The sequence below is a fragment of the Maritimibacter sp. UBA3975 genome, from assembly GCF_002384975.1.
Lineage (GTDB): Bacteria > Pseudomonadota > Alphaproteobacteria > Rhodobacterales > Rhodobacteraceae > Maritimibacter.
The window spans coordinates 224,548-241,072 of the sequence record NZ_DGCP01000011.1; the positions used below are offsets into that span (position 1 = coordinate 224,548).

22 protein-coding genes are annotated in these 16,525 nt (G+C 66.8%); 8 read left to right on the forward strand and 14 right to left on the reverse strand.

Going from position 1 to position 16,525, the window contains the following annotated elements; translation table 11 throughout:
• Positions 1-81 precede the first annotated feature (81 nt).
• Genes pgsA through B2585_RS11830 form a run of 4 tightly spaced genes read left to right on the forward strand, consistent with a single transcriptional unit; the run spans position 82 to position 2,337 of the window.
• Positions 82-753: a CDP-diacylglycerol--glycerol-3-phosphate 3-phosphatidyltransferase gene (pgsA, locus tag B2585_RS11815; RefSeq protein WP_292023285.1), complete on the forward strand. Its 672-nt coding sequence runs from the start codon at positions 82-84 to the stop codon at positions 751-753.
• The gene (moaD, locus tag B2585_RS11820; RefSeq protein ID WP_292023286.1) at positions 746-994 is read left to right on the forward strand and encodes a molybdopterin converting factor subunit 1; all 249 of its coding nucleotides are present in this window, start codon (positions 746-748) and stop codon (positions 992-994) included. The genes pgsA and moaD overlap by 8 nt, the downstream gene beginning before the upstream one ends.
• 1 nt (position 995) lies before the next feature.
• On the forward strand, positions 996-1,436 hold the full coding sequence (locus tag B2585_RS11825) for a molybdenum cofactor biosynthesis protein MoaE (RefSeq protein ID WP_292023287.1): 441 nt from the start codon (positions 996-998) through the stop codon (positions 1,434-1,436).
• 40 nt (positions 1,437-1,476) lie between these two features.
• Complete coding sequence (locus B2585_RS11830; protein ID WP_292023289.1) at positions 1,477-2,337, forward strand: hypothetical protein; 861 nt, start codon at positions 1,477-1,479, stop codon at positions 2,335-2,337.
• Positions 2,338-2,362: 25 nt separating this feature from the next.
• On the opposite strand, the gene B2585_RS11835 is transcribed toward B2585_RS11830, so the two are convergent.
• The 3 genes from B2585_RS11835 to ubiA form a co-directional block, all read right to left on the reverse strand.
• Entirely contained in the window at positions 2,363-2,689 is a 327-nt protein-coding gene (locus B2585_RS11835) for a hypothetical protein (RefSeq protein ID WP_292023291.1), read from the reverse strand.
• 6 nt (positions 2,690-2,695) lie between these two features.
• Positions 2,696-5,155 carry an OmpA family protein gene (locus B2585_RS11840; protein WP_292023294.1) on the reverse strand — a complete coding sequence of 820 codons (2,460 nt, stop codon included), beginning with the start codon at positions 5,153-5,155 and terminating at the stop codon, positions 2,696-2,698.
• A 64-nt stretch (positions 5,156-5,219) separates the two neighbouring features.
• Positions 5,220-6,197 carry a 4-hydroxybenzoate octaprenyltransferase gene (ubiA, locus tag B2585_RS11845; RefSeq protein ID WP_292023296.1) on the reverse strand — a complete coding sequence of 326 codons (978 nt, stop codon included), beginning with the start codon at positions 6,195-6,197 and terminating at the stop codon, positions 5,220-5,222.
• A gap of 11 nt (positions 6,198-6,208) precedes the next feature.
• Between ubiA and B2585_RS11850 the strand changes: the two genes are divergently transcribed.
• The 4 genes from B2585_RS11850 to B2585_RS11865 are packed head-to-tail and all read left to right on the forward strand — an operon-like array spanning position 6,209 to position 9,732.
• Positions 6,209-6,961, forward strand: a complete 753-nt coding sequence (locus tag B2585_RS11850; protein ID WP_292023298.1) for a 16S rRNA (uracil(1498)-N(3))-methyltransferase — start codon at positions 6,209-6,211, stop codon at positions 6,959-6,961.
• Positions 6,961-7,800 (forward strand): GNAT family N-acetyltransferase, encoded by an 840-nt coding sequence (locus B2585_RS11855; protein WP_292023300.1) that lies wholly within the window; start codon positions 6,961-6,963, stop codon positions 7,798-7,800. Before B2585_RS11850 ends, B2585_RS11855 begins: the two co-directional genes overlap by 1 nt.
• Positions 7,797-8,333 (forward strand): hypothetical protein, encoded by a 537-nt coding sequence (locus B2585_RS11860; protein ID WP_292023301.1) that lies wholly within the window; start codon positions 7,797-7,799, stop codon positions 8,331-8,333. The genes B2585_RS11855 and B2585_RS11860 overlap by 4 nt, the downstream gene beginning before the upstream one ends.
• Before the next feature lie 28 nt (positions 8,334-8,361).
• Positions 8,362-9,732, forward strand: coding sequence for a glutamate--cysteine ligase (locus B2585_RS11865; protein ID WP_292023303.1), 1,371 nt, complete (start codon positions 8,362-8,364; stop codon positions 9,730-9,732).
• Here B2585_RS11865 and B2585_RS11870 read toward each other — a convergent pair.
• The 11 genes from B2585_RS11870 to B2585_RS11920 all read right to left on the reverse strand — a co-directional run bounded on the left by B2585_RS11870 (position 9,726) and on the right by B2585_RS11920 (position 16,474).
• Positions 9,726-10,181, reverse strand: coding sequence for a DUF805 domain-containing protein (locus tag B2585_RS11870; protein ID WP_292023305.1), 456 nt, complete (start codon positions 10,179-10,181; stop codon positions 9,726-9,728). The genes B2585_RS11865 and B2585_RS11870 overlap by 7 nt on opposite strands.
• The gene (locus tag B2585_RS11875; protein ID WP_292023308.1) at positions 10,178-10,567 is read right to left on the reverse strand and encodes a DUF805 domain-containing protein; all 390 of its coding nucleotides are present in this window, start codon (positions 10,565-10,567) and stop codon (positions 10,178-10,180) included. The genes B2585_RS11870 and B2585_RS11875 overlap by 4 nt, the downstream gene beginning before the upstream one ends.
• Positions 10,568-10,655: 88 nt before the next feature.
• Entirely contained in the window at positions 10,656-11,108 is a 453-nt protein-coding gene (locus B2585_RS11880; protein WP_292023310.1) for a DUF805 domain-containing protein, read from the reverse strand.
• A gap of 26 nt (positions 11,109-11,134) precedes the next feature.
• Entirely contained in the window at positions 11,135-11,587 is a 453-nt protein-coding gene (locus tag B2585_RS11885) for a DUF805 domain-containing protein (protein WP_292023312.1), read from the reverse strand.
• Positions 11,588-11,708: 121 nt separating this feature from the next.
• The gene (gene plsY, locus B2585_RS11890; protein WP_292023314.1) at positions 11,709-12,314 is read right to left on the reverse strand and encodes a glycerol-3-phosphate 1-O-acyltransferase PlsY; all 606 of its coding nucleotides are present in this window, start codon (positions 12,312-12,314) and stop codon (positions 11,709-11,711) included.
• Between the two features lie 10 nt (positions 12,315-12,324).
• Positions 12,325-12,792 carry a GNAT family N-acetyltransferase gene (locus B2585_RS11895; protein ID WP_292023316.1) on the reverse strand — a complete coding sequence of 156 codons (468 nt, stop codon included), beginning with the start codon at positions 12,790-12,792 and terminating at the stop codon, positions 12,325-12,327.
• Complete coding sequence (gene pyrC / locus B2585_RS11900) at positions 12,762-14,024, reverse strand: dihydroorotase (protein WP_292023317.1); 1,263 nt, start codon at positions 14,022-14,024, stop codon at positions 12,762-12,764. The genes B2585_RS11895 and pyrC overlap by 31 nt, the downstream gene beginning before the upstream one ends.
• Positions 14,021-14,578, reverse strand: a complete 558-nt coding sequence (locus tag B2585_RS11905) for an aspartate carbamoyltransferase catalytic subunit (protein ID WP_292023320.1) — start codon at positions 14,576-14,578, stop codon at positions 14,021-14,023. Before B2585_RS11905 ends, pyrC begins: the two co-directional genes overlap by 4 nt.
• Positions 14,575-14,967 (reverse strand): hypothetical protein, encoded by a 393-nt coding sequence (locus B2585_RS11910; protein WP_292023323.1) that lies wholly within the window; start codon positions 14,965-14,967, stop codon positions 14,575-14,577. The genes B2585_RS11905 and B2585_RS11910 overlap by 4 nt, the downstream gene beginning before the upstream one ends.
• Entirely contained in the window at positions 14,964-15,521 is a 558-nt protein-coding gene (locus B2585_RS11915) for a hypothetical protein (protein WP_292023325.1), read from the reverse strand. Before B2585_RS11915 ends, B2585_RS11910 begins: the two co-directional genes overlap by 4 nt.
• Positions 15,518-16,474, reverse strand: coding sequence for an aspartate carbamoyltransferase catalytic subunit (locus B2585_RS11920; protein WP_292023327.1), 957 nt, complete (start codon positions 16,472-16,474; stop codon positions 15,518-15,520). The genes B2585_RS11915 and B2585_RS11920 overlap by 4 nt, the downstream gene beginning before the upstream one ends.
• Positions 16,475-16,525: the final 51 nt, after the last annotated feature.

Here is a 16,525-nt window from a genome sequence, read left to right on the forward strand (position 1 = left end):
CCCCGGCGGGTCGGGCCGGGCGCCAGCCCCGGCACGAAAGCTCCCTTTCCCCCGCCCCCTCCGCGCGATAGACCTTCCCCCATGAAATGGACGATCCCCAATATCCTGACCATCGGCCGGCTGGTCGCGGTGCTGCTGCTTCCGATCATGTTCCTGTTCTTCGCCCGCCCCTGGGCGGACTGGTACGCGCTGATCGTTTTCATCGTGGCCGCCGTCACCGACTACGTCGACGGCTACCTCGCCCGAGCCTGGGCCCAGGAAAGCAAGTTCGGCGCGACGATGGACCCGATCGCGGACAAGGCGCTGGTGCTGACCGCACTCCTCGTCATCGCCGCCTATTCCGGCCTCGCGCTGTGGATCGTCCTGCCTTCCGGCATCATCATTTTCCGCGAGGTTTTCGTCTCGGGCTTGCGCGAAGCGTTGGGAGACCGGGCCAAGGCGCTCAAGGTCACGAAGATCGGAAAGTGGAAGACCACGGTTCAGATGATCGCGCTCACGCTGCTTTTTGCAAAAGGCGTTTTCGAACATTATGTGGGAATGCAGAGCTTCGGCATGGATGCCGAGTTGTTCGATCAGATCATCGAGGGGGAGGTGACCGATCACCTCGGCCTCGGGTGGAAAACCACCGGCATGGTCTGGACCGGCAACGCGGGCGTCCTGCTCCTGTGGGTGGCCGCGCTGCTCACCGCGATTTCCGGCTGGGACTATTTCCGCAAGGCCTGGCCGTTCCTCAAGGAGGACGAGGATGCTTGATGTCATGTATTTCGCCTGGGTCCGCGAGCGGATCGGAGAGCCGCGCGAAACGGTGACGACCGAGGCCGCCACCGTGGCCGATCTGGTCGCCGAGCTGAAAGCGCGCGAGCCGCGCTATGAGGCGGCCTTTGCCGATCTCTCGGCCCTGCGTGTCGCCGTGGACCAGGAGCTTTCCGACTTCGACGCCCCGCTCGCAGGCGTGCGCGAGGTGGCGTTCTTCCCCCCCATGACCGGCGGCTGACATGCCCACCATCCGCGTGCAGTCCGACCCGTTCTCGCTGGGCGACGAGGCGGAGGACTTTGCCAAGGGCCGCACCGATACCGGCGCGGTCGTGACCTTCACGGGCATCGTGCGCGACACCGGCGGCATGAGCCGGATGGAGATCGAGCACTACCCCGGCATGACCGAAAAGGCGATTTCGGGCATCGTGGATCAGGCGATGGAGCGATGGTCGCTGGACGATGCGCTCGTCATCCACCGCCACGGCAGCCTCGCCCCAGGCGAGCGGATCATGATGGTCGCCACGGCGAGCCGTCATCGCATCGCGGCCTTCGAGGCGGCGGAGTTCCTGATGGACTACCTCAAGTCCCGCGCCCCGTTCTGGAAGAAGGAATACGGGCCGGACGGGGCCGAATGGGTGGCGGCGAAGGACGAGGACGAGGACGCTCTGTCGCGCTGGTGAGCTTCACCGGATCGTAAGGGGTTCGTGCCATCCTGACCCCATGACGACGCACGTGATCTTTGAAACCGATGCGCTCCGCGCCACGCTGCGGGGGCCTGCGGACGGACAGGTGATGTTCACCTTCGACCATTGGCGCGCGCATCGCGACGGGTTCGCACCGGTGCCCACGGGCGACGTCTTCACCTCGCGCGGGTTCGCGCAGATCCATGTCGCCACCGCACGCAACGACTGGTTCCTCTCACCCGACCTGCCGGACCTGCTGACGACGCTCGCGCAGGTCGCCGCGCCCTATCACGACCGCGCCGGGATCGGTTTTTCGATGGGGAGTTACGGGCTCTACCTTGTCAGCCGCGTGGTGCCGCTGTCGCGCGCCCTGTTCGTCTCTCCCCATACCACGTTCCTGCCCGACCTGCCGGGCGGTGCGCCCCAGGGTGACACGCGCTTCGCGCCGGACGTGGAGGACCCTGTCTTCGCGCGTGAGGCACATATGATCATCCGAAGGCTGCCGCCGGTCAGCGGGGATTGCGTGGTCGCCTTTGACCCCACCCTGCCGCACGACGCAGCCCATGCGCGCGAGGTGACGCAGGGCTTCGCGCGGTGCCGGCTCGTGCCGCTCGCGGGTGCCGGTCATCCCGTGTCGGACGGGTTCGCGCCGACCCGGGCCTACGGAATTTTCGCGCGCGCCGCGATGGCGCCGGGGATTGCGGACGGCGTGATCCTGCGGGCATGGGCGCGGACGCAGCGCGATCCGGCAATGCCGATCCTCGCGGCGGTGCGGGCCAAAGGGGATCGTCCCGCGAACAGCGAAGACACCCGGTCGGCACCGCGCGTTTTCCGCACGGCCGATCCGTTCGACGTGGCACGCACGGCACAGACCGGGCCGCCGCCGGATCACAGGTAAAGGTGTCGTCGGAGATGCGGGCGGGTCAGCCCTGGTTCGCGCGCTCGATATAGGCGCGAAGCTCCTCGGCCTCTTGCCGCGCGGCACGCAGCCCGTCCATCGCTGCCCGCAGCTCCGCCTCGGTCTGGTGCTGCTGGTTGGACAACTCCGCCTCGCGCTGCTGGAGGTAGGTGATGGCCTGATCCCGAGTTTCCTCGGCATCGTGGAGCGCCTGCGCCATGCGGTCCAGCTCGCCCATCTCGGCACCGGACACGCGCGTGAACTTGTGAATGAGCCAATGCGCGAACCAACCGAGCGCAAACGCGATGAAAAGAATGATCGCCGTGACGATGATGAACTCGGCTCTGTTCATTGGTCCCTATCCCTCGCGTTGCGGACGGGGCGGCGCGCGGACGCCTTCCAGTTCCGGATGCACCACGATCGGTGGTGGCAACGCTTCTTCGCTGACTGTCTCAGTCTCTGTGGTTTCGTCAACCCCTTCCCCGGGGGTTACATCCGCCGTATCCCCGGCGGTCTCCTCCAGGGCCGCATCCCCGGTGGTCTCTTCTGTGGCGACATCGTCAGGTGCCGCTTCTTCTTCGTTGGTCGCTGAGGTGGCGTCGGCCTCGTCCGAGGTCGCCGCATCTGTATCCTGCGCCGGGTCGGCCTCCGCCTCATCGGAGGCGTCCGCCGCCGTCTCAGGCTCGGTCGCATCCGCCGGGGAGTCTTCGCCCTCCTCGTCAGCGACGGTTGCAGCGGAATCTTCGTCGGGCGCTTCCGTGGGCGCATCGTTCCCGGCCGTGTCGTTGGCCGGATCGCCTTCTGGCTCGGCCGTGGCATCCGCCGATTCGCCGTCTTCAGCCGCGTTTTCCCCGGAGGTCTCTTGCCCGGCACCGTCACCGCTGCCGTCCTCGGCCAGCGCATCCGTTTCGGCGACGAGGTCAGCCGGGCGCGGGCGCGGACGGATATCGCCAAGCTCGCCATCGCTGGGCGTGCCCTCGATCTGCTCCACTTCCTCACCGGCGACTTCCGCTTCGGTCAGGAGCCGGAATTCGATCCGCCGGTTGGCTTCGCGCCCTTCCTCGGTGTCGTTGTCGCCGATCGGCCGCTCCTCGCCATAGCCATAGGCGGAGAGGTTCGAGGTCAGGATGCGCCGCGCGAGGAGCGCGTTGAGGACCGCGTTCGCCCGTTGCTGCGAAAGCGCCTTGTTCAGTTCTTCGGAACCCTGGCTGTCGGTATGCCCGCCGATCTCCATCGGCACCTCGGCACAGTCCTTGAGCAGATCCGCGATCCTGTCGACAGTGCCGCCCGCCGTCGCCTCGATCTCGACCGACCCCGGCGCAAAGGTGATCTTGGATTCGGAGATGGTTTGATTGATCGAGGCCACGCATTCCTCGGGCGATGGGAGCGAGGCGACCGGGTCGAGCGCCTCGTCATAGGTCACGTTCACCCGGAAATCCTGCGCCTCGCCCAGTTTCTCGGACAGGATGCGCGAGATTTCGGCGTTGGCATCCGGATCTCCCGTGGTCCCGCGCAGTTCGACGAGGTCGGGCTGAACGATCGCCACGCCGTTGTCGAGCAGGGCCAGCGCCTCCAGCGCGCCAAGCACGCGGATCGACCAGCCCTGCGGCAGCGAACTGTCGAGCCGGGCAGCCATGTAGACCTTTTCCATCCCGAAGCGCGCTCGCGCGACGCTCTCGGTGATCATGCGCTGCTGCTCGTCTCCGAGCCGACCGCGCAGTTGCACCAGCCCCTCGGGGCTGAGAGTCGCGGTGAACTCCGGAGCTCCCTCGGCCTCGCCCTCGACCGCTTCGGTCTTGTTCGCGTGAAGCGAGAACACATCGGGAAGGGCGGCCTCAAGCTCACCCACGACCCGGTCGAAATTCTGCTGCGCCACCTCGGCGGCGGCCACCAGCGTCACGTCGGCATCCGAGAAAGTGATCGTTCCCGCGCCGAGTTCCCGCACGGCCGCGACGCCCATCGCCACGGCATCGGGCCAATCCGGCGAAGGGACGCCAAGGCCGATGGTGCAGGTCGGGCGCCCTTTGACGCCTGCCGCGATCCCGGCCGCCACGATCTTGACCCGTCCCGGCTCGGTCCCGGCGGTGCAGGCATCGAAACGCGGCCCCTGCTCGTCGATGACGAAGCGGGCGGTAAAGGGTGTGATGACGGGACGCGGAGCCGAAATGTTCAGCGCGACGCGCAGGCCGCCGGGGGTGCGGCGGGCCAGCTCACGCTCCCACCGGGTTTTCTGTTCGGCGCTTTCCGCAATCGCCTCGATCGTCACGCGGTCCGACGACATGGATATCTTGGAACGCGGCAGCTCGGACAGCGCGAAAATGGCGAAGTCGAGGATGTTGTCCCATCCTTCCGGCACCGGATAGTCGGCGCTTTCGAGAAGGTCGGCCACCTCGAGCTCCGGCGTGATCCGCTGAACACGCGTGTTCAGCCCGTCCCGGTCGGTGCCCATCGGGATCAGCCCGATCATCGAGATACCGCCATCGTTGCGCAGAATTTCCACCGAAAAGCGGGGCGGCTCGATGCCCTCGGCGTTGGGCACTTCCATCTGGTCGATCACGCGGCTGGAATCGACCTCGCCCCCGGCGATGGACAGCGCCTCGAACCGGTCGGGTTCGGTGGGCGCGGTGCCGGACAGGACAAGCTGGAGCCCGTCCACATGAACCCGCGCCCAATCCTGCCCTTGCAGCATAAGCGCTTGTTCCACAGTGGATTTCGAGACCCGCTCGATCACTCCGACCGAGGCGACCGCCGCGAAGACCGCGATCAGCGCGGCAAGCAGGAAGACCCCGGGAATGAGGAGGACTTTGGAAAGTTTCATGTTGGTGAGACGGTTTCCACGAACTTGTTGATGGCTTCCTAAGTCGCTTTCCGGCCGGGTGCAATCAGAGCAGCAGCGCGACGGCAAGAAACGGCACAGGCAGCAGCCCCGCGTTCCGGTTCGAGCGGAAGAGCATCAGGCAGGTATCCGGGTCTTCCATGTCGAGTTTGCGCATCTGCCATGACAGGTGCCAGCCCATCGCCCAGGGGGCCGCAAGCGCGACGACGAGCGCCACCGGGCTTCGGTCGGGCAGGAACGCGAGGATGACCGCGAGGGTCATCAGCGTCACGCAGGCCACGAGGAAGACGAGCAGCCAGCGCGGCGTATTGTCGCCGAAGAGCCGGGCGGTGGACTTCACCCCGATCAGCGCGTCGTCCTCCTTGTCCTGATGGGCGTAGATCGTGTCGTAGAACAGCGTCCAAGCCATGCCCGCGGCATAAAGCACGACGGCAGGCCACGCGAGATGGCCGGTGTGGGCGGTGAAGGCCAGAAGCGCGCCCCAGTTGAAGGCGAAACCCAGAAATACCTGCGGCCACCAGGTGAACCGCTTGGCGAACGGGTAGATCGCGACCGGCAGCAGCGCGAGGATGCCCAGCGCGATGGCCGCCGTGTTGAAGGTGATGAGGATGAAAAAGGCGATGAGTGCCTGTATCACCAGCCATGCGAGCGCCTGCGCCACGCTGACTGCGCCAGAGGGGATGGGGCGCGAGCGTGTGCGGGCCACCGACCCGTCGATGTGCCGGTCGGTGATATCGTTCCATGTGCAGCCCGCGCCGCGCATGAGCGTGGCCCCGATGGCGCAGCCGACGAAAATCCACAAATCGTGCCAGCTCGCCCGGCCGTCATAGCCCATGCCCAGCAGAAGCCCCCACCAGCACGGCAGGAGGAGGAGCCATGTGCCGATCGGCCGGTCGAGGCGGCTGAGGCGGAAATAGGGGCGCAGGGGCGCGGGCGCGTAGCGGTCGACCCAGTTGCCGGTATAGGCGTCGGCCACCGTGTCCCCGGCGTTCGCTGCCTCTGGCGTCCCGTGATCTGTCGCCATAACGTGCCCCCATGATCGAGCGTGCCAAAATCCGGCTCTTTGTAGACGAGCCACTCGGTGAGGGGCAAACCATTCCTCTGGAACGGGATCAGGCCCATTACCTGTTCGGTGTCATGCGGCAGGGCCCGGGCGACCGTGTGGCCCTTTTCAACGGGCGCGACGGGGAGTGGACGGCGGAGGTTGTCGAGGCCGGGAAACGGCGCGGCACGCTGCGCTGCCTCGGTCAGGCCGCGCCACAGCTCGACCCGCCGGACCTGTGGCTTCTGTTTGCGCCTATCAAGAAGGCGCGCACGGATTTCATCGTGGAAAAGGCCGCCGAAATGGGCGCGGCACGGATCGTGCCAGTGCTGACCGAGTTCACCAATTCCGAGCGGGTGCGGGTGGACCGGTTGCAGGCCCACGCCATCGAAGCGGCCGAGCAATGCGGCGGGACGTTCGTGTCGGACGTGACGGAGCCGCAAAAGCTCGACCGGCTGCTGGACGACTGGGATGGTACCAGGCGGCTGATGTTCTGCGACGAGGCGCTGGCGGGCGGCTCATCCGGACTGCCGCCCGTCTTCGCCGCGGGCGCGGCGCCTGATAAGCGGGGAGCACCCTGGGCCATCCTGATCGGCCCGGAAGGCGGGTTCTCGGAGCCCGAGCGCAAGCGGCTGGGCGCTCTGGAGGCGGCGGTCGCGGTGAGCCTTGGCCCGCGCGTGCTGCGGGCGGACACGGCGGCGGTGGCCGCGATGACGCTCTGGCAGATCGCGTTGGGGGACTGGTGATGCGCCCTGCAAACCCCTCCGACATCGCCGGGATCGACGCCTTCCTCGCGCAACACGCCGAAAAGACGATGTTCCTGCGCGCGAACCTCGCCCGTTTCGGGTTGGACGAGCGGGAGCATACCCACGGCACCCGCTACGTCGTTGAAGGGCCGCCCGGCGCGGTTACGGGTGTCTTTGGCCTGTCCAATGGCGGCTTCGTCATGGGACAGGGGCAGGACTGGCCCGGCTTTGCCCGGTCGATTTCCGGCACCGAGGTCATCGGCATAAACGGCGCGGCGGATCAGGTGGCCGCGGCGCGCGCGGCCCTGAACCTGCCCGGGCGCACGGTGCTGGACCGGGACGAACCACATTACCGGCTGGACCTCGATGCGCTCGTCACCGACGCCTTCACCGGGGGGCGGCTGCGCCCGCCGACCCTGGCCGACGTGCCGCTGCTCACCCGCTGGAACGCGGCCTATACCATCGACACACTGGGCGCCGAGGACGGCCCGGAGAATGAAGCCGAGGCGCTCGCGCGCACCGAAAGGATGATCGCGGAGGATCACGGTCGGGTGCTTGAAATCGACGGGACGCCGGTCGCGATGACGGCCTTCAACGCCCGGCTTCCCGACATGGTCCAGATCGGGGGCGTCTATACCCCGCCGGAGCATCGCGGGCGCGGTCATGCGCGCACGGCGGTCGGGCTGCACCTGATCGAGGCCCGCGCGCGGGGCGTGAAAACCTCGATCCTGTTCGCCTCCGGCGTCCCCGCCTGCCGCGCCTACGAGGCGCTGGGTTTCCACCGGATCGGTCTCTACACCCTTGTCATATTCGCCGAAGCGATGGCGGTGGCGGCATGAGTTTTATCCGGCCTGAGGCGGCGCGGGGTCTTGCCCGCTGGCGGGAAGCGATGATCGGCGCGGCTGTGGTCGCGCTGGGGCTTTACTGGGCGATTGAGAGCCTCGGGATTATCCGCTGGGTGGGCGCCGCGCTGATCCTCGCGGGGCTCGCACTCACCTGGTCGGGCATCCAGCGCGCGCGGTTTCGGACCGGTCGCGGGGGGCTTGGCGTAGTGGAGGTGGACGAGCGGCAGATCACCTATCTCGCCCCGGTGGGCGGCGGCATCGCCTCGCTCGAAGCACTGACCCATGTGTCGGTCGTGGCGAGCCGGGCGGGCGGGGCCTATTGGCGGTTCGACATGGCGGGTGAGCGGCTTTCGATCCCTGCATCGGCCGAGGGGGCGCGCGCGATCTTTGACGTGCTGACTGCGCTGCCGGGGGCGAAAGTGGAAACCGCCATCCGCGCCCTGAACGCGCCACCGGACACGCCCGTCACGATCTGGCGAAAGGGTTCGGGGGCCGTTGACACCCCCGCGGCAATCGAACACTCGTAAACTTCCGAGACAGACAAAGGCAGCGTTCATGTCCATTCCCCAGTCCGGCGGCGGTCCGATCACCGACTTCAGCCAACTCGCCGAATACCTCGAGTCCGGCTGCAAACCACGCGACGACTGGCGCATCGGCACCGAGCACGAGAAGTTCGGTTACTGCAAGGACACGCTGCGCCCCCTGCCCTACGAAGGCGACCGGTCGATCCACGCGATGCTCGCGGGCCTGCGCGACAAGTACGGCTGGGCGCCGGTCGAGGAGGCCGGAAACCTGATCGGGCTGGAGAAGGACGGGGCCAACGTGAGCCTCGAGCCGGGCGGGCAGCTTGAGCTGTCGGGTGCGCCGCTGGAGACGATCCACCAGACCTGCGACGAGCTGAACGAACACCTGCGCGAGGTGCAGGACATCGCCGACCGGATCGGGGCCGGGTTCATCGGGCTGGGCGCCGCGCCGGTCTGGACCCATGACGACATGCCGATGATGCCCAAGGGGCGCTACAGGCTCATGACCGATTACATGGGCAAGGTCGGGACCCACGGCACGCAGATGATGTACCGGACCTGCACGGTTCAGGTGAACCTCGACTTCGGGTCCGAGGCGGACATGGTGCAGAAATTCCGCGTGGCCCTGGCGCTACAGCCGGTCGCCACCGCGCTGTTTGCCAATTCGCCCTTCTTCGAGGGCAAAGTGAACGGTCACAAAAGCTGGCGCTCGCGGGTCTGGCGCGGTCTGGACGACGCGCGCACCGGTATGCTGCCCTTTGTCTTCGAGGACGGCATGGGATTTGAGCGGTATGTCGACTACGCGCTCGATGTGCCGATGTATTTCGTCTACCGCGACGGACAGTATATTGACGCGCTGGGCCAGTCGTTCCGCGACTTCCTGAAGGGCAAGCTGCCCGCGTTGCCCGGCGAGGTGCCGACGCTGTCCGACTGGGCCGATCACCTGACGACGATCTTTCCCGAAGCGCGGATCAAGAAATTCATGGAGATGCGCGGGGCCGACGCCGGCCCGTGGCGTCGCATCTGCGCCCTGCCCGCCCTCTGGACCGGGTTGCTCTACGATCAGTCGGCCCTCGACGCGGCCTGGGATCTTGCCAAGGGTTGGGACACGGAAACGCGCGAAGCCCTGCGTGTGGCGGCGAGCGTGGACGCGCTGGACGCCACTGTCGGTTCGATCAGGATGCGGGAGCTGGCGGGTGAGGTGCTCGACATTTCGCGCGCGGGCCTCAAGGCACGGGCACGGCCCGGCTTCGGGGGCATGGTTCCCGACGAGCGTCACTTCCTCAACACGCTTGAGGACAGCGTGGAGGAGAACCGCACGCCTGCCGACGAACTGCTGGAGCATTTCCACGGCGACTGGAACGGCGATCTGAGCAAGGTCTACGGGGCGTATTCCTACTGACGGCCCGGCGGCGGTCCGAAACGGTTTTCACCGGGATCGCCGGGGCGCGTCAGCCACCACAGGAACCAGAGCACGAACGGCGCGCTGCCCAGGAAGACCGGGATTAGTGGCGCGTAGCCCTGTCCGATCACCAGCCGCTCGGCCACACTGATGAAGGTGACCGCCGCGGTCGGGATGAGTGTCCAGACGGCGGGGCGGCCCGTGTCCTGCAATCGCCGCGCGGTAACAGCGGACATGGGCAGGATCAGGGCCGCGAAAAAGACCGCCGAGATGGTCGCCACGGCGACGGCGAGTGGCCCGCTGCCGCTGGCCACGGCGAGCTTGGTAGCGTTGACCAGCACATAGTTGCCCAGCGAGAAGGCCACCAGAAAGATCAGGGCATCCCGGCGCGACGTGCGCCCGTGGAACGTCGCGTAGTGGCGCAGCGCGTCTCCGATGGCCCCTGTCACGCGGGCGCGGGTGCCCCGCCCTTGGGGTCGGGACCGAAGTCGTTGGGGCCATCCGTGCCCTTTTGCACCGCCCAGAACAGGATCACGAGGAAACCGATCACCGGAAGCAGGAACAGAAGCTGCCACCAGCCGGAGCGCCCCACATCATGCAGTCGCCGGGCCGTGACGGCGATGGCCGGAATCAGGGTGATGAGCGTGAAGATCGCCGAGAGCGGGCCGATGTCCTGCAAGACACCCTCGAACAGCGCCGCGTCGATCAGCGACAGGATCGCCGACACCACGAAGATGAACAGGACGAACCACCAGAATTCCGCCCGTTGGGCCCGTCCGTTGAACTCGACGTATTTTTCGCGCAGCACCGTTTCGACGGCGGTTTTCATATCCATCTGCCTGTCTCCCTCATGGGTTGTCGTCCCGGACCCCGTGCAAAAGGGGCAGCGCATCCGCCGCCCCTTCGCCAATCTAGCTGCCTTGTCAGACCTTGGGAATGGAGGTTTCGGCGTAATCCGCCTCGCCCGGCCCTGCGCCATCCCCGGTGATCGGGTCGGCCCCGAAACGGTTGGGGCCCGTATCGCCCGCCTTGGCGAACCACACGATCAGCAGGATCACCCCGACGAGCGGCACGAGACCGATCAATAGCCACCAGCCGCTCCGGTCGATATCGTGCAGCCGCCGCGCCCCGACCGCAAGGATCGGAAGCAGCGTGGCCAGCGCGAAGATGCCCGAGAGGATCGGCGTCTCGGTCGTGGCCGAGAAGCCCCCGTCAGTCGATGTCGTCGTACCGAAAACGAAGGAATCGACGATCCCGAGGAGCAGATAGACGATCAGGTAGAACAGGTAGAACCACCAGTATTCCGCCCGGCGCGCGCGGCCCGAAAAGGTCGCGTATTTGGAATATACGGATTTGACCGCGTCCATCATGTTCATGGCGTCTCTCCCTCAAGCCTTGTGTGTCAGACGCGTGGAACCGAGGTCGGCTCATAGGCGTCGCCGCCGCCGTCACCGCCGCTGCCGTCGATCGGGTCAGCGCCGAAACGGTTGCCGCCCTTGTCGCCGCCCGTCGCGAAGAACACGATCAGCACGATGATACCGACGAGCGGGATCAGCCCGATGAAAAGCCACCAGCCCACGCGGTTGGTGTCATGCAGGCGCCGCACGCTGACCGCGAGATAGGGGATGATCGTGGCGAGCCAGAAGATGCCCGACAGGATCGGCGTGTCCGTCGAGGCGGAAAAGCCGTTCTCGGTCGTGGTGGTGGTGCCGAACAGGAACGAGTCGATAATGCTCAGGATGATGTTGGCGATGAAGTAGAACAGGACGAACCACCAGAATTCGGCCCGGCGCGCGCGGCCCGAGAATGTCGCGTATTTCGAAAAGACGGTTTTCACCGCGTCCATCATGTTCATGTCCCTAAGTCCCCGCTCTGAAATGGCTTGATGGGATCACTCTGCCTGATGCCCCGCAAAAATCAACTTTTTGAGAGCGTGGCACGACATATTCACATTCGTAGGGCTCCATGGGCTCACCCTATTTCTTGCCGATCCGACTTTCGGTGCCGGCAAGGATGCGGCGGATGTTCTCGTGGTGCCGGATGAAGATCAACGCGCCCAGCGCGACCAGCAGGACGACCATCTGCGGAAAGCCCAGAAGCCACGCCCAGAGCGGCGTGAGCAGCGCGGCGACGAGTGCCGCGAGGGACGAGATCCGGAACACGCCGGCGGTCACAAGCCACGTTGCACCGGCGGCCAGCCCCACGGGCCAGGCGAGCGCGAACAGGGTGCCGAGCCAGGTGGCGACCCCCTTGCCGCCCCGGAAGCCGAGGTACACGGGGAAGCAATGGCCAAGGAAAGCCGCGAAGCCGGCGATCTGTGCCGCGTCGTCGCCCAGCAGCGCCCGCGCCACCAGCACCGCGATGCCGCCCTTGCCCGCGTCGAGTATGAGCGTGAGGAAAGCGGCGAGCTTGTTACCGGTCCGCAGTACGTTGGTCGCACCGATGTTGCCCGATCCGATCTTGCGCAGGTCGCCCAACCCGAAAAGCCGGGCCATGACGATCCCGAAGGGAACCGAGCCCAGCAGATAGCCAAGCAGGGCGGTCAGGGCCAGAAGCGGCAGGGCGGTGACGATCTCGGGCATTGGGACCCCCTCAGAGTGTGTAGTGCATGCGCGGCAGGAGCCGGTCGGGCCATGTCTGCGACGGAACTTCGCCCACCTGCACCATGCCCATGCGCGTGTAGAACGGCGTGGCAAACGGATCGGCGTCGAGCGCGAGGGTACTGGCACCCGCCGCCGACGCCTGCGCCAAGGCCCAGTCGAACAGCGCGCGGCCGATTCCACGGCCCATCGCCTCGGGCGCGACGAAGAGCAGGTAAAGCTCGGCCTCGGCCCCGCCGGGCACCAGATGCGCGATCGCGCGGGGGCGACCGTCGTCCCATGTGACGAGGCCGGGACCGAGGTCGGCCTCGGTCGGCGAAAGCTCCTCTTGGCAGGCGTCGAGAAAGGCTTGGTCATATCCCCAGTGCGCCTTGGAGCGCATCGCGACGTCGCCCAGGGCGGGGAGGTCTTCTCGGGTCGCCTCGCGGATCACCCGAACACCCGTTCGCCGCCCACCCATGTGCCCAGCACGCGGCCCTGCATCCGCGCCTCGTCGAACGGGGTGTTCTTGGATTTGCTTTCCAACGCGAAGCGGTCGAGCACGAAGGGCGCGTCCGGATCGAACAGCACGAGGTCGGCACGCCGCCCCTCGCCCAGCGACCCGCCCGGCAGGCCGAACCGCCGCGCCGGGTTGGTCGACAGCGCGCGCCAGAGCGTCGGCAAGTCCATCGACCCGTCGTGGATCAGGCGCATCGCGGCGGGCAGGATCGTCTGAAGCCCCACCGCGCCTGAGGCCGCCTCCTCGAACGGGAGGCGCTTGGATTCCTCGTCCTGCGGCGTGTGCATGGAGCAGACGATGTCGATCAGGCCGGTCGCCACAGCCTCCACCATCGCCTTGCGATCCTCCTCGGACCGAAGCGGGGGCTTCAGCTTGAAGAAGGTGCGGTAATCGCCCACGTCCAGCTCGTTGAGCGTCAGGTGGTGGATGTTCACCCCGGCTGTCACGTCCAGCCCCGCCGCCTTGGCCCGTTCCAGCGCGGGCAGCGCCAGTGCGGTCGACAGACCGTCGGCGTGGTAGCGCACGCCGGTCATCTCGACGAGCGCGAGGTCACGTTCCAGCCCCATCCGCTCGGCCATCGGCGACACGGCGGGCAGACCCCGGAGCGAGGCGAACTTGCCCGAGGTCACGGCGGAACCGTCGCTCAGCGTCGGGTCCTGCGGATGCGCCATGATCAGTGCGCCGACCGAGCGGGCATAGGTCATGGTGCGCGAGAACACCTTGTTGTCGGCGATGACGTGGTCACAATCGGTAAAGGCGACCGCGCCCGCATCCATGAGAAAGCCCATCTCGACCATCTCGCGCCCGGCGCGGCCCTTGGTGAGCGCGGCCATCGGGTTCACCCGGACCGGCGCGCGCTCCCGTGCCCGGCGCTTGACGAAATCGAGCGTCTCGGGCGTATCGATGGCGGGCGTCGTGTCGGGCCGGGTGACCATCGTGGTCACGCCACCCGCCGCCGCCGCGCGGCCTGCTGTGCGGAACCCCTCCTTGTGGCGCTCGCCCGGCTCGCCGATCTTCACGCCGATGTCCACGATCCCGGGCGCAAGGCACTTGCCGCCGCAGTCGATCACCTCGCCCGCCGCCCGCCCGTCGCGCGCGACGATGGCCCCGTCCTCGATGGTCAGCGACCCGATAGCATCCGTCCCCGCCTCTGGGTCGATGAGCCGCGCGTTGGTGAAGGTTCGCAGGGTCATGCGCTCTCTCCCGTATCGCCCGACGGGTCCGACACGCCGTGGATGCGTTTGCGGATGAGGCGCATGACCTCGTGCCCGTCCGGGAGCCGCTCGAAGCCCACCGGCACAGTATATCGTCGGCCCTTGTTGCCGCGCCGTTCCTCGTGGGCAAAGATGATCGTGTCCGGCGGGCCTGCACGGAATTCCACGGTCGTGCCGGCGTTGATCGGATAGCTCTTCAGGCTCTTGCCCTTCGTCAGGAAATTCGTCGCCACGATCGCGCGACGGTCGGTGAGCGTGTACCAGGTGTTGCGCCGGGAGTAGGTCGAGCCGTAGATCGACCAGAAGATCATCCCGACGCCGACCGAAAAGTGGATCAGTCCGAACATCCAGAACATGCCGCCCGCGCTGCTGGCCATGACCATCCAGAACAGTGCGAAGCCCGCAAAGACGACACCGAAGATGACCGTGAAAACCTTGCCGAGGCCCATGTGGAAGTCCTGATCCGGGCGGCCTTGCCACAGGATCTCTTCCCCGTCGTCGAGGATGCCCTCCCATCCCGCGGGAACGCTCATGCGGCTTCTCCCCGGATGGTAGCAGCGGTAGCGGCCGGGTCGGCCTGATACTTGATCATGTACTTGTCGCCAGACCGGGTGATGACCTGCGCGGCCGAAAAGATGGTGCGCACCTTCACGATGTCGGCGCGCGGGACACGCACCCCGGCGGGCGAGATCAGCTCGCTCCGGGTGAGTGTCCAATCCTGCCCGATCTGCTCGGACGCGACATAGACGCCGCGAACAGCGATGGCGGCGACCGCACCCACCACGCCGGTCCAGGCATGTTCGTTGCCCAGCGCCATGAGGAGCGCCACGGCGAGGACCGATCCGATGGCGGCGAGCATCACATGCTCCTTGATGTAGGTGGCCCGGTTGCCGGTGAAGGTCGCGACGGCGGTTTCGGTCATGCGAGCACCATGATGACGGCGGCGACGGCGATGATGACAGCGACCATTGCGACGAAGATACCCCAGGGCATCTTGCGCGGCCCTTGTCCCGGTGTGGCCCCGCCCGCAATGCTGCCCTGCGTCGAGGCGCTGGCCGGGGCGGGTGTGGAGACGGTGAGGGTCGCTTCCTCCTGATACCGGCCCACGAAACGCGCCGGATGGGCCGGGTCGAAATGCCCGGTCTGGCCCGCGACCGCCTTGCCGTGGACGAGCGCGATCACGCCACTCAGGCTCGCCAGCGTCCGGGCGTCCTCGGCCACGCTCTCGACGCTCATGCCGTTGGCGTCGGTAAGGTAGCGGGTCAGCCCGTATTCCGCGATCTGGCCCTCCGGGAAGACCTCGACATGGGCGGGGTTCAGATCCTTGAGCCCGAGCGCACCGGGCAGCGGCCAGTCGCCGGTGTCGGGGTCCGGGGCCTTCCATGTGTCGATCCGGGCCGGGTCGATATCCAGAAGGAAGACCCAGATCGTGCGCGGGCCCGTCCCGCCGGGCAGTTCAAGCTCGGTGCGGCTCATACCATCACCCCTTCGTTTTCCGTCTCGGCCCGCAAGTTGCGGGCGAGCAGGTCCATCGCCGCCATGCGCACGGCCACGCCCATTTCGACCTGTTCCTGGATCACGGAACGGTTGATGTCGTCGGCGATGGTCCCGTCGATCTCGACCCCCCGGTTCATCGGGCCGGGGTGCATGACGATGGCGTCATCCTTGGCGAGCGCGAGTTTCTCGGCGTCGAGCCCGTAGCGGTGATAATATTCGCGCTCGGACGGGATGAACCCGCCGTCCATCCGCTCCCGTTGCAGGCGGAGCATCATCACCACGTCGACCCCTTCGAGCCCCGCTTTCATGTCGTCGAACACCTCGACCCCGAAGTCGCGGATCTGGGCAGGCATGAGCGTGGGCGGACCGATCAGGCGGACGCGGTTTTCCATCTTGCCGAGCAGGATCAGGTTCGAGCGCGCCACGCGGCTGTGGGCGATATCGCCGCAGATCGCGATAGACAGCCGATGCAGCCGCCCCTTGGCCCGCCGGATCGTCAGCGCGTCGAGCAGGGCCTGCGTCGGGTGTTCGTGCCGCCCGTCGCCCGCGTTCAGGACCGCGCAGTTCACCTTCTCGGCCAGCAGGTTCACCGCGCCCGAATGGGGATGACGCACCACGATCAGGTCCGGGTGCATCGCGTTGAGCGTGAGCGCCGTGTCGATCAGCGTCTCGCCCTTTTTGATCGAAGACGCCTGCATCGCCATGTTCATGACGTCCGCGCCAAGGCGCTTGCCCGCCAGTTCGAAGCTCGCCTGCGTGCGTGTCGAGTTCTCGAAGAACATGTTGATCTGGGTAAGGCCCGCCAGCACGTCACGCCGTTTCTTGGGCTGTTTGTTCAGATCGACATAGGTGTCGGCAAGGTCCAGAAGCGTCGTGATCTCCGTGGGATGGAGCGGCTCGATCCCCAGAAGGTGACGATGGCGGAATGTCATGGCCGGGACCCCCTTGTTATCCGGCTTATAGGAAGCGGCGCGGGGACGGGC

What these genes read in the sequence shown, in the direction of transcription:
- pgsA (WP_292023285.1), top strand. Translation starts at nt 82, where the DNA reads ATGAAATGGACGATCCCCAATATCCTGACCATCGGCCGGCTGGTCGCG.
- moaD (WP_292023286.1), top strand. Translation starts at nt 746, where the DNA reads ATGCTTGATGTCATGTATTTCGCCTGGGTCCGCGAGCGGATCGGAGAG.
- B2585_RS11825 (WP_292023287.1), top strand. Translation starts at nt 996, where the DNA reads ATGCCCACCATCCGCGTGCAGTCCGACCCGTTCTCGCTGGGCGACGAG.
- B2585_RS11830 (WP_292023289.1), top strand. Translation starts at nt 1,477, where the DNA reads ATGACGACGCACGTGATCTTTGAAACCGATGCGCTCCGCGCCACGCTG.
- B2585_RS11835 (WP_292023291.1), bottom strand. Translation starts at nt 2,689, where the DNA reads ATGAACAGAGCCGAGTTCATCATCGTCACGGCGATCATTCTTTTCATC.
- B2585_RS11840 (WP_292023294.1), bottom strand. Translation starts at nt 5,155, where the DNA reads ATGAAACTTTCCAAAGTCCTCCTCATTCCCGGGGTCTTCCTGCTTGCC.
- ubiA (WP_292023296.1), bottom strand. Translation starts at nt 6,197, where the DNA reads ATGGCGACAGATCACGGGACGCCAGAGGCAGCGAACGCCGGGGACACG.
- B2585_RS11850 (WP_292023298.1), top strand. Translation starts at nt 6,209, where the DNA reads ATGATCGAGCGTGCCAAAATCCGGCTCTTTGTAGACGAGCCACTCGGT.
- B2585_RS11855 (WP_292023300.1), top strand. Translation starts at nt 6,961, where the DNA reads ATGCGCCCTGCAAACCCCTCCGACATCGCCGGGATCGACGCCTTCCTC.
- B2585_RS11860 (WP_292023301.1), top strand. Translation starts at nt 7,797, where the DNA reads ATGAGTTTTATCCGGCCTGAGGCGGCGCGGGGTCTTGCCCGCTGGCGG.
- B2585_RS11865 (WP_292023303.1), top strand. Translation starts at nt 8,362, where the DNA reads ATGTCCATTCCCCAGTCCGGCGGCGGTCCGATCACCGACTTCAGCCAA.
- B2585_RS11875 (WP_292023308.1), bottom strand. Translation starts at nt 10,567, where the DNA reads ATGGATATGAAAACCGCCGTCGAAACGGTGCTGCGCGAAAAATACGTC.
- B2585_RS11880 (WP_292023310.1), bottom strand. Translation starts at nt 11,108, where the DNA reads ATGAACATGATGGACGCGGTCAAATCCGTATATTCCAAATACGCGACC.
- B2585_RS11885 (WP_292023312.1), bottom strand. Translation starts at nt 11,587, where the DNA reads ATGAACATGATGGACGCGGTGAAAACCGTCTTTTCGAAATACGCGACA.
- plsY (WP_292023314.1), bottom strand. Translation starts at nt 12,314, where the DNA reads ATGCCCGAGATCGTCACCGCCCTGCCGCTTCTGGCCCTGACCGCCCTG.
- B2585_RS11895 (WP_292023316.1), bottom strand. Translation starts at nt 12,792, where the DNA reads ATGGGTGGGCGGCGAACGGGTGTTCGGGTGATCCGCGAGGCGACCCGA.
- pyrC (WP_292023317.1), bottom strand. Translation starts at nt 14,024, where the DNA reads ATGACCCTGCGAACCTTCACCAACGCGCGGCTCATCGACCCAGAGGCG.
- B2585_RS11905 (WP_292023320.1), bottom strand. Translation starts at nt 14,578, where the DNA reads ATGAGCGTTCCCGCGGGATGGGAGGGCATCCTCGACGACGGGGAAGAG.
- B2585_RS11910 (WP_292023323.1), bottom strand. Translation starts at nt 14,967, where the DNA reads ATGACCGAAACCGCCGTCGCGACCTTCACCGGCAACCGGGCCACCTAC.
- B2585_RS11915 (WP_292023325.1), bottom strand. Translation starts at nt 15,521, where the DNA reads ATGAGCCGCACCGAGCTTGAACTGCCCGGCGGGACGGGCCCGCGCACG.
- B2585_RS11920 (WP_292023327.1), bottom strand. Translation starts at nt 16,474, where the DNA reads ATGACATTCCGCCATCGTCACCTTCTGGGGATCGAGCCGCTCCATCCC.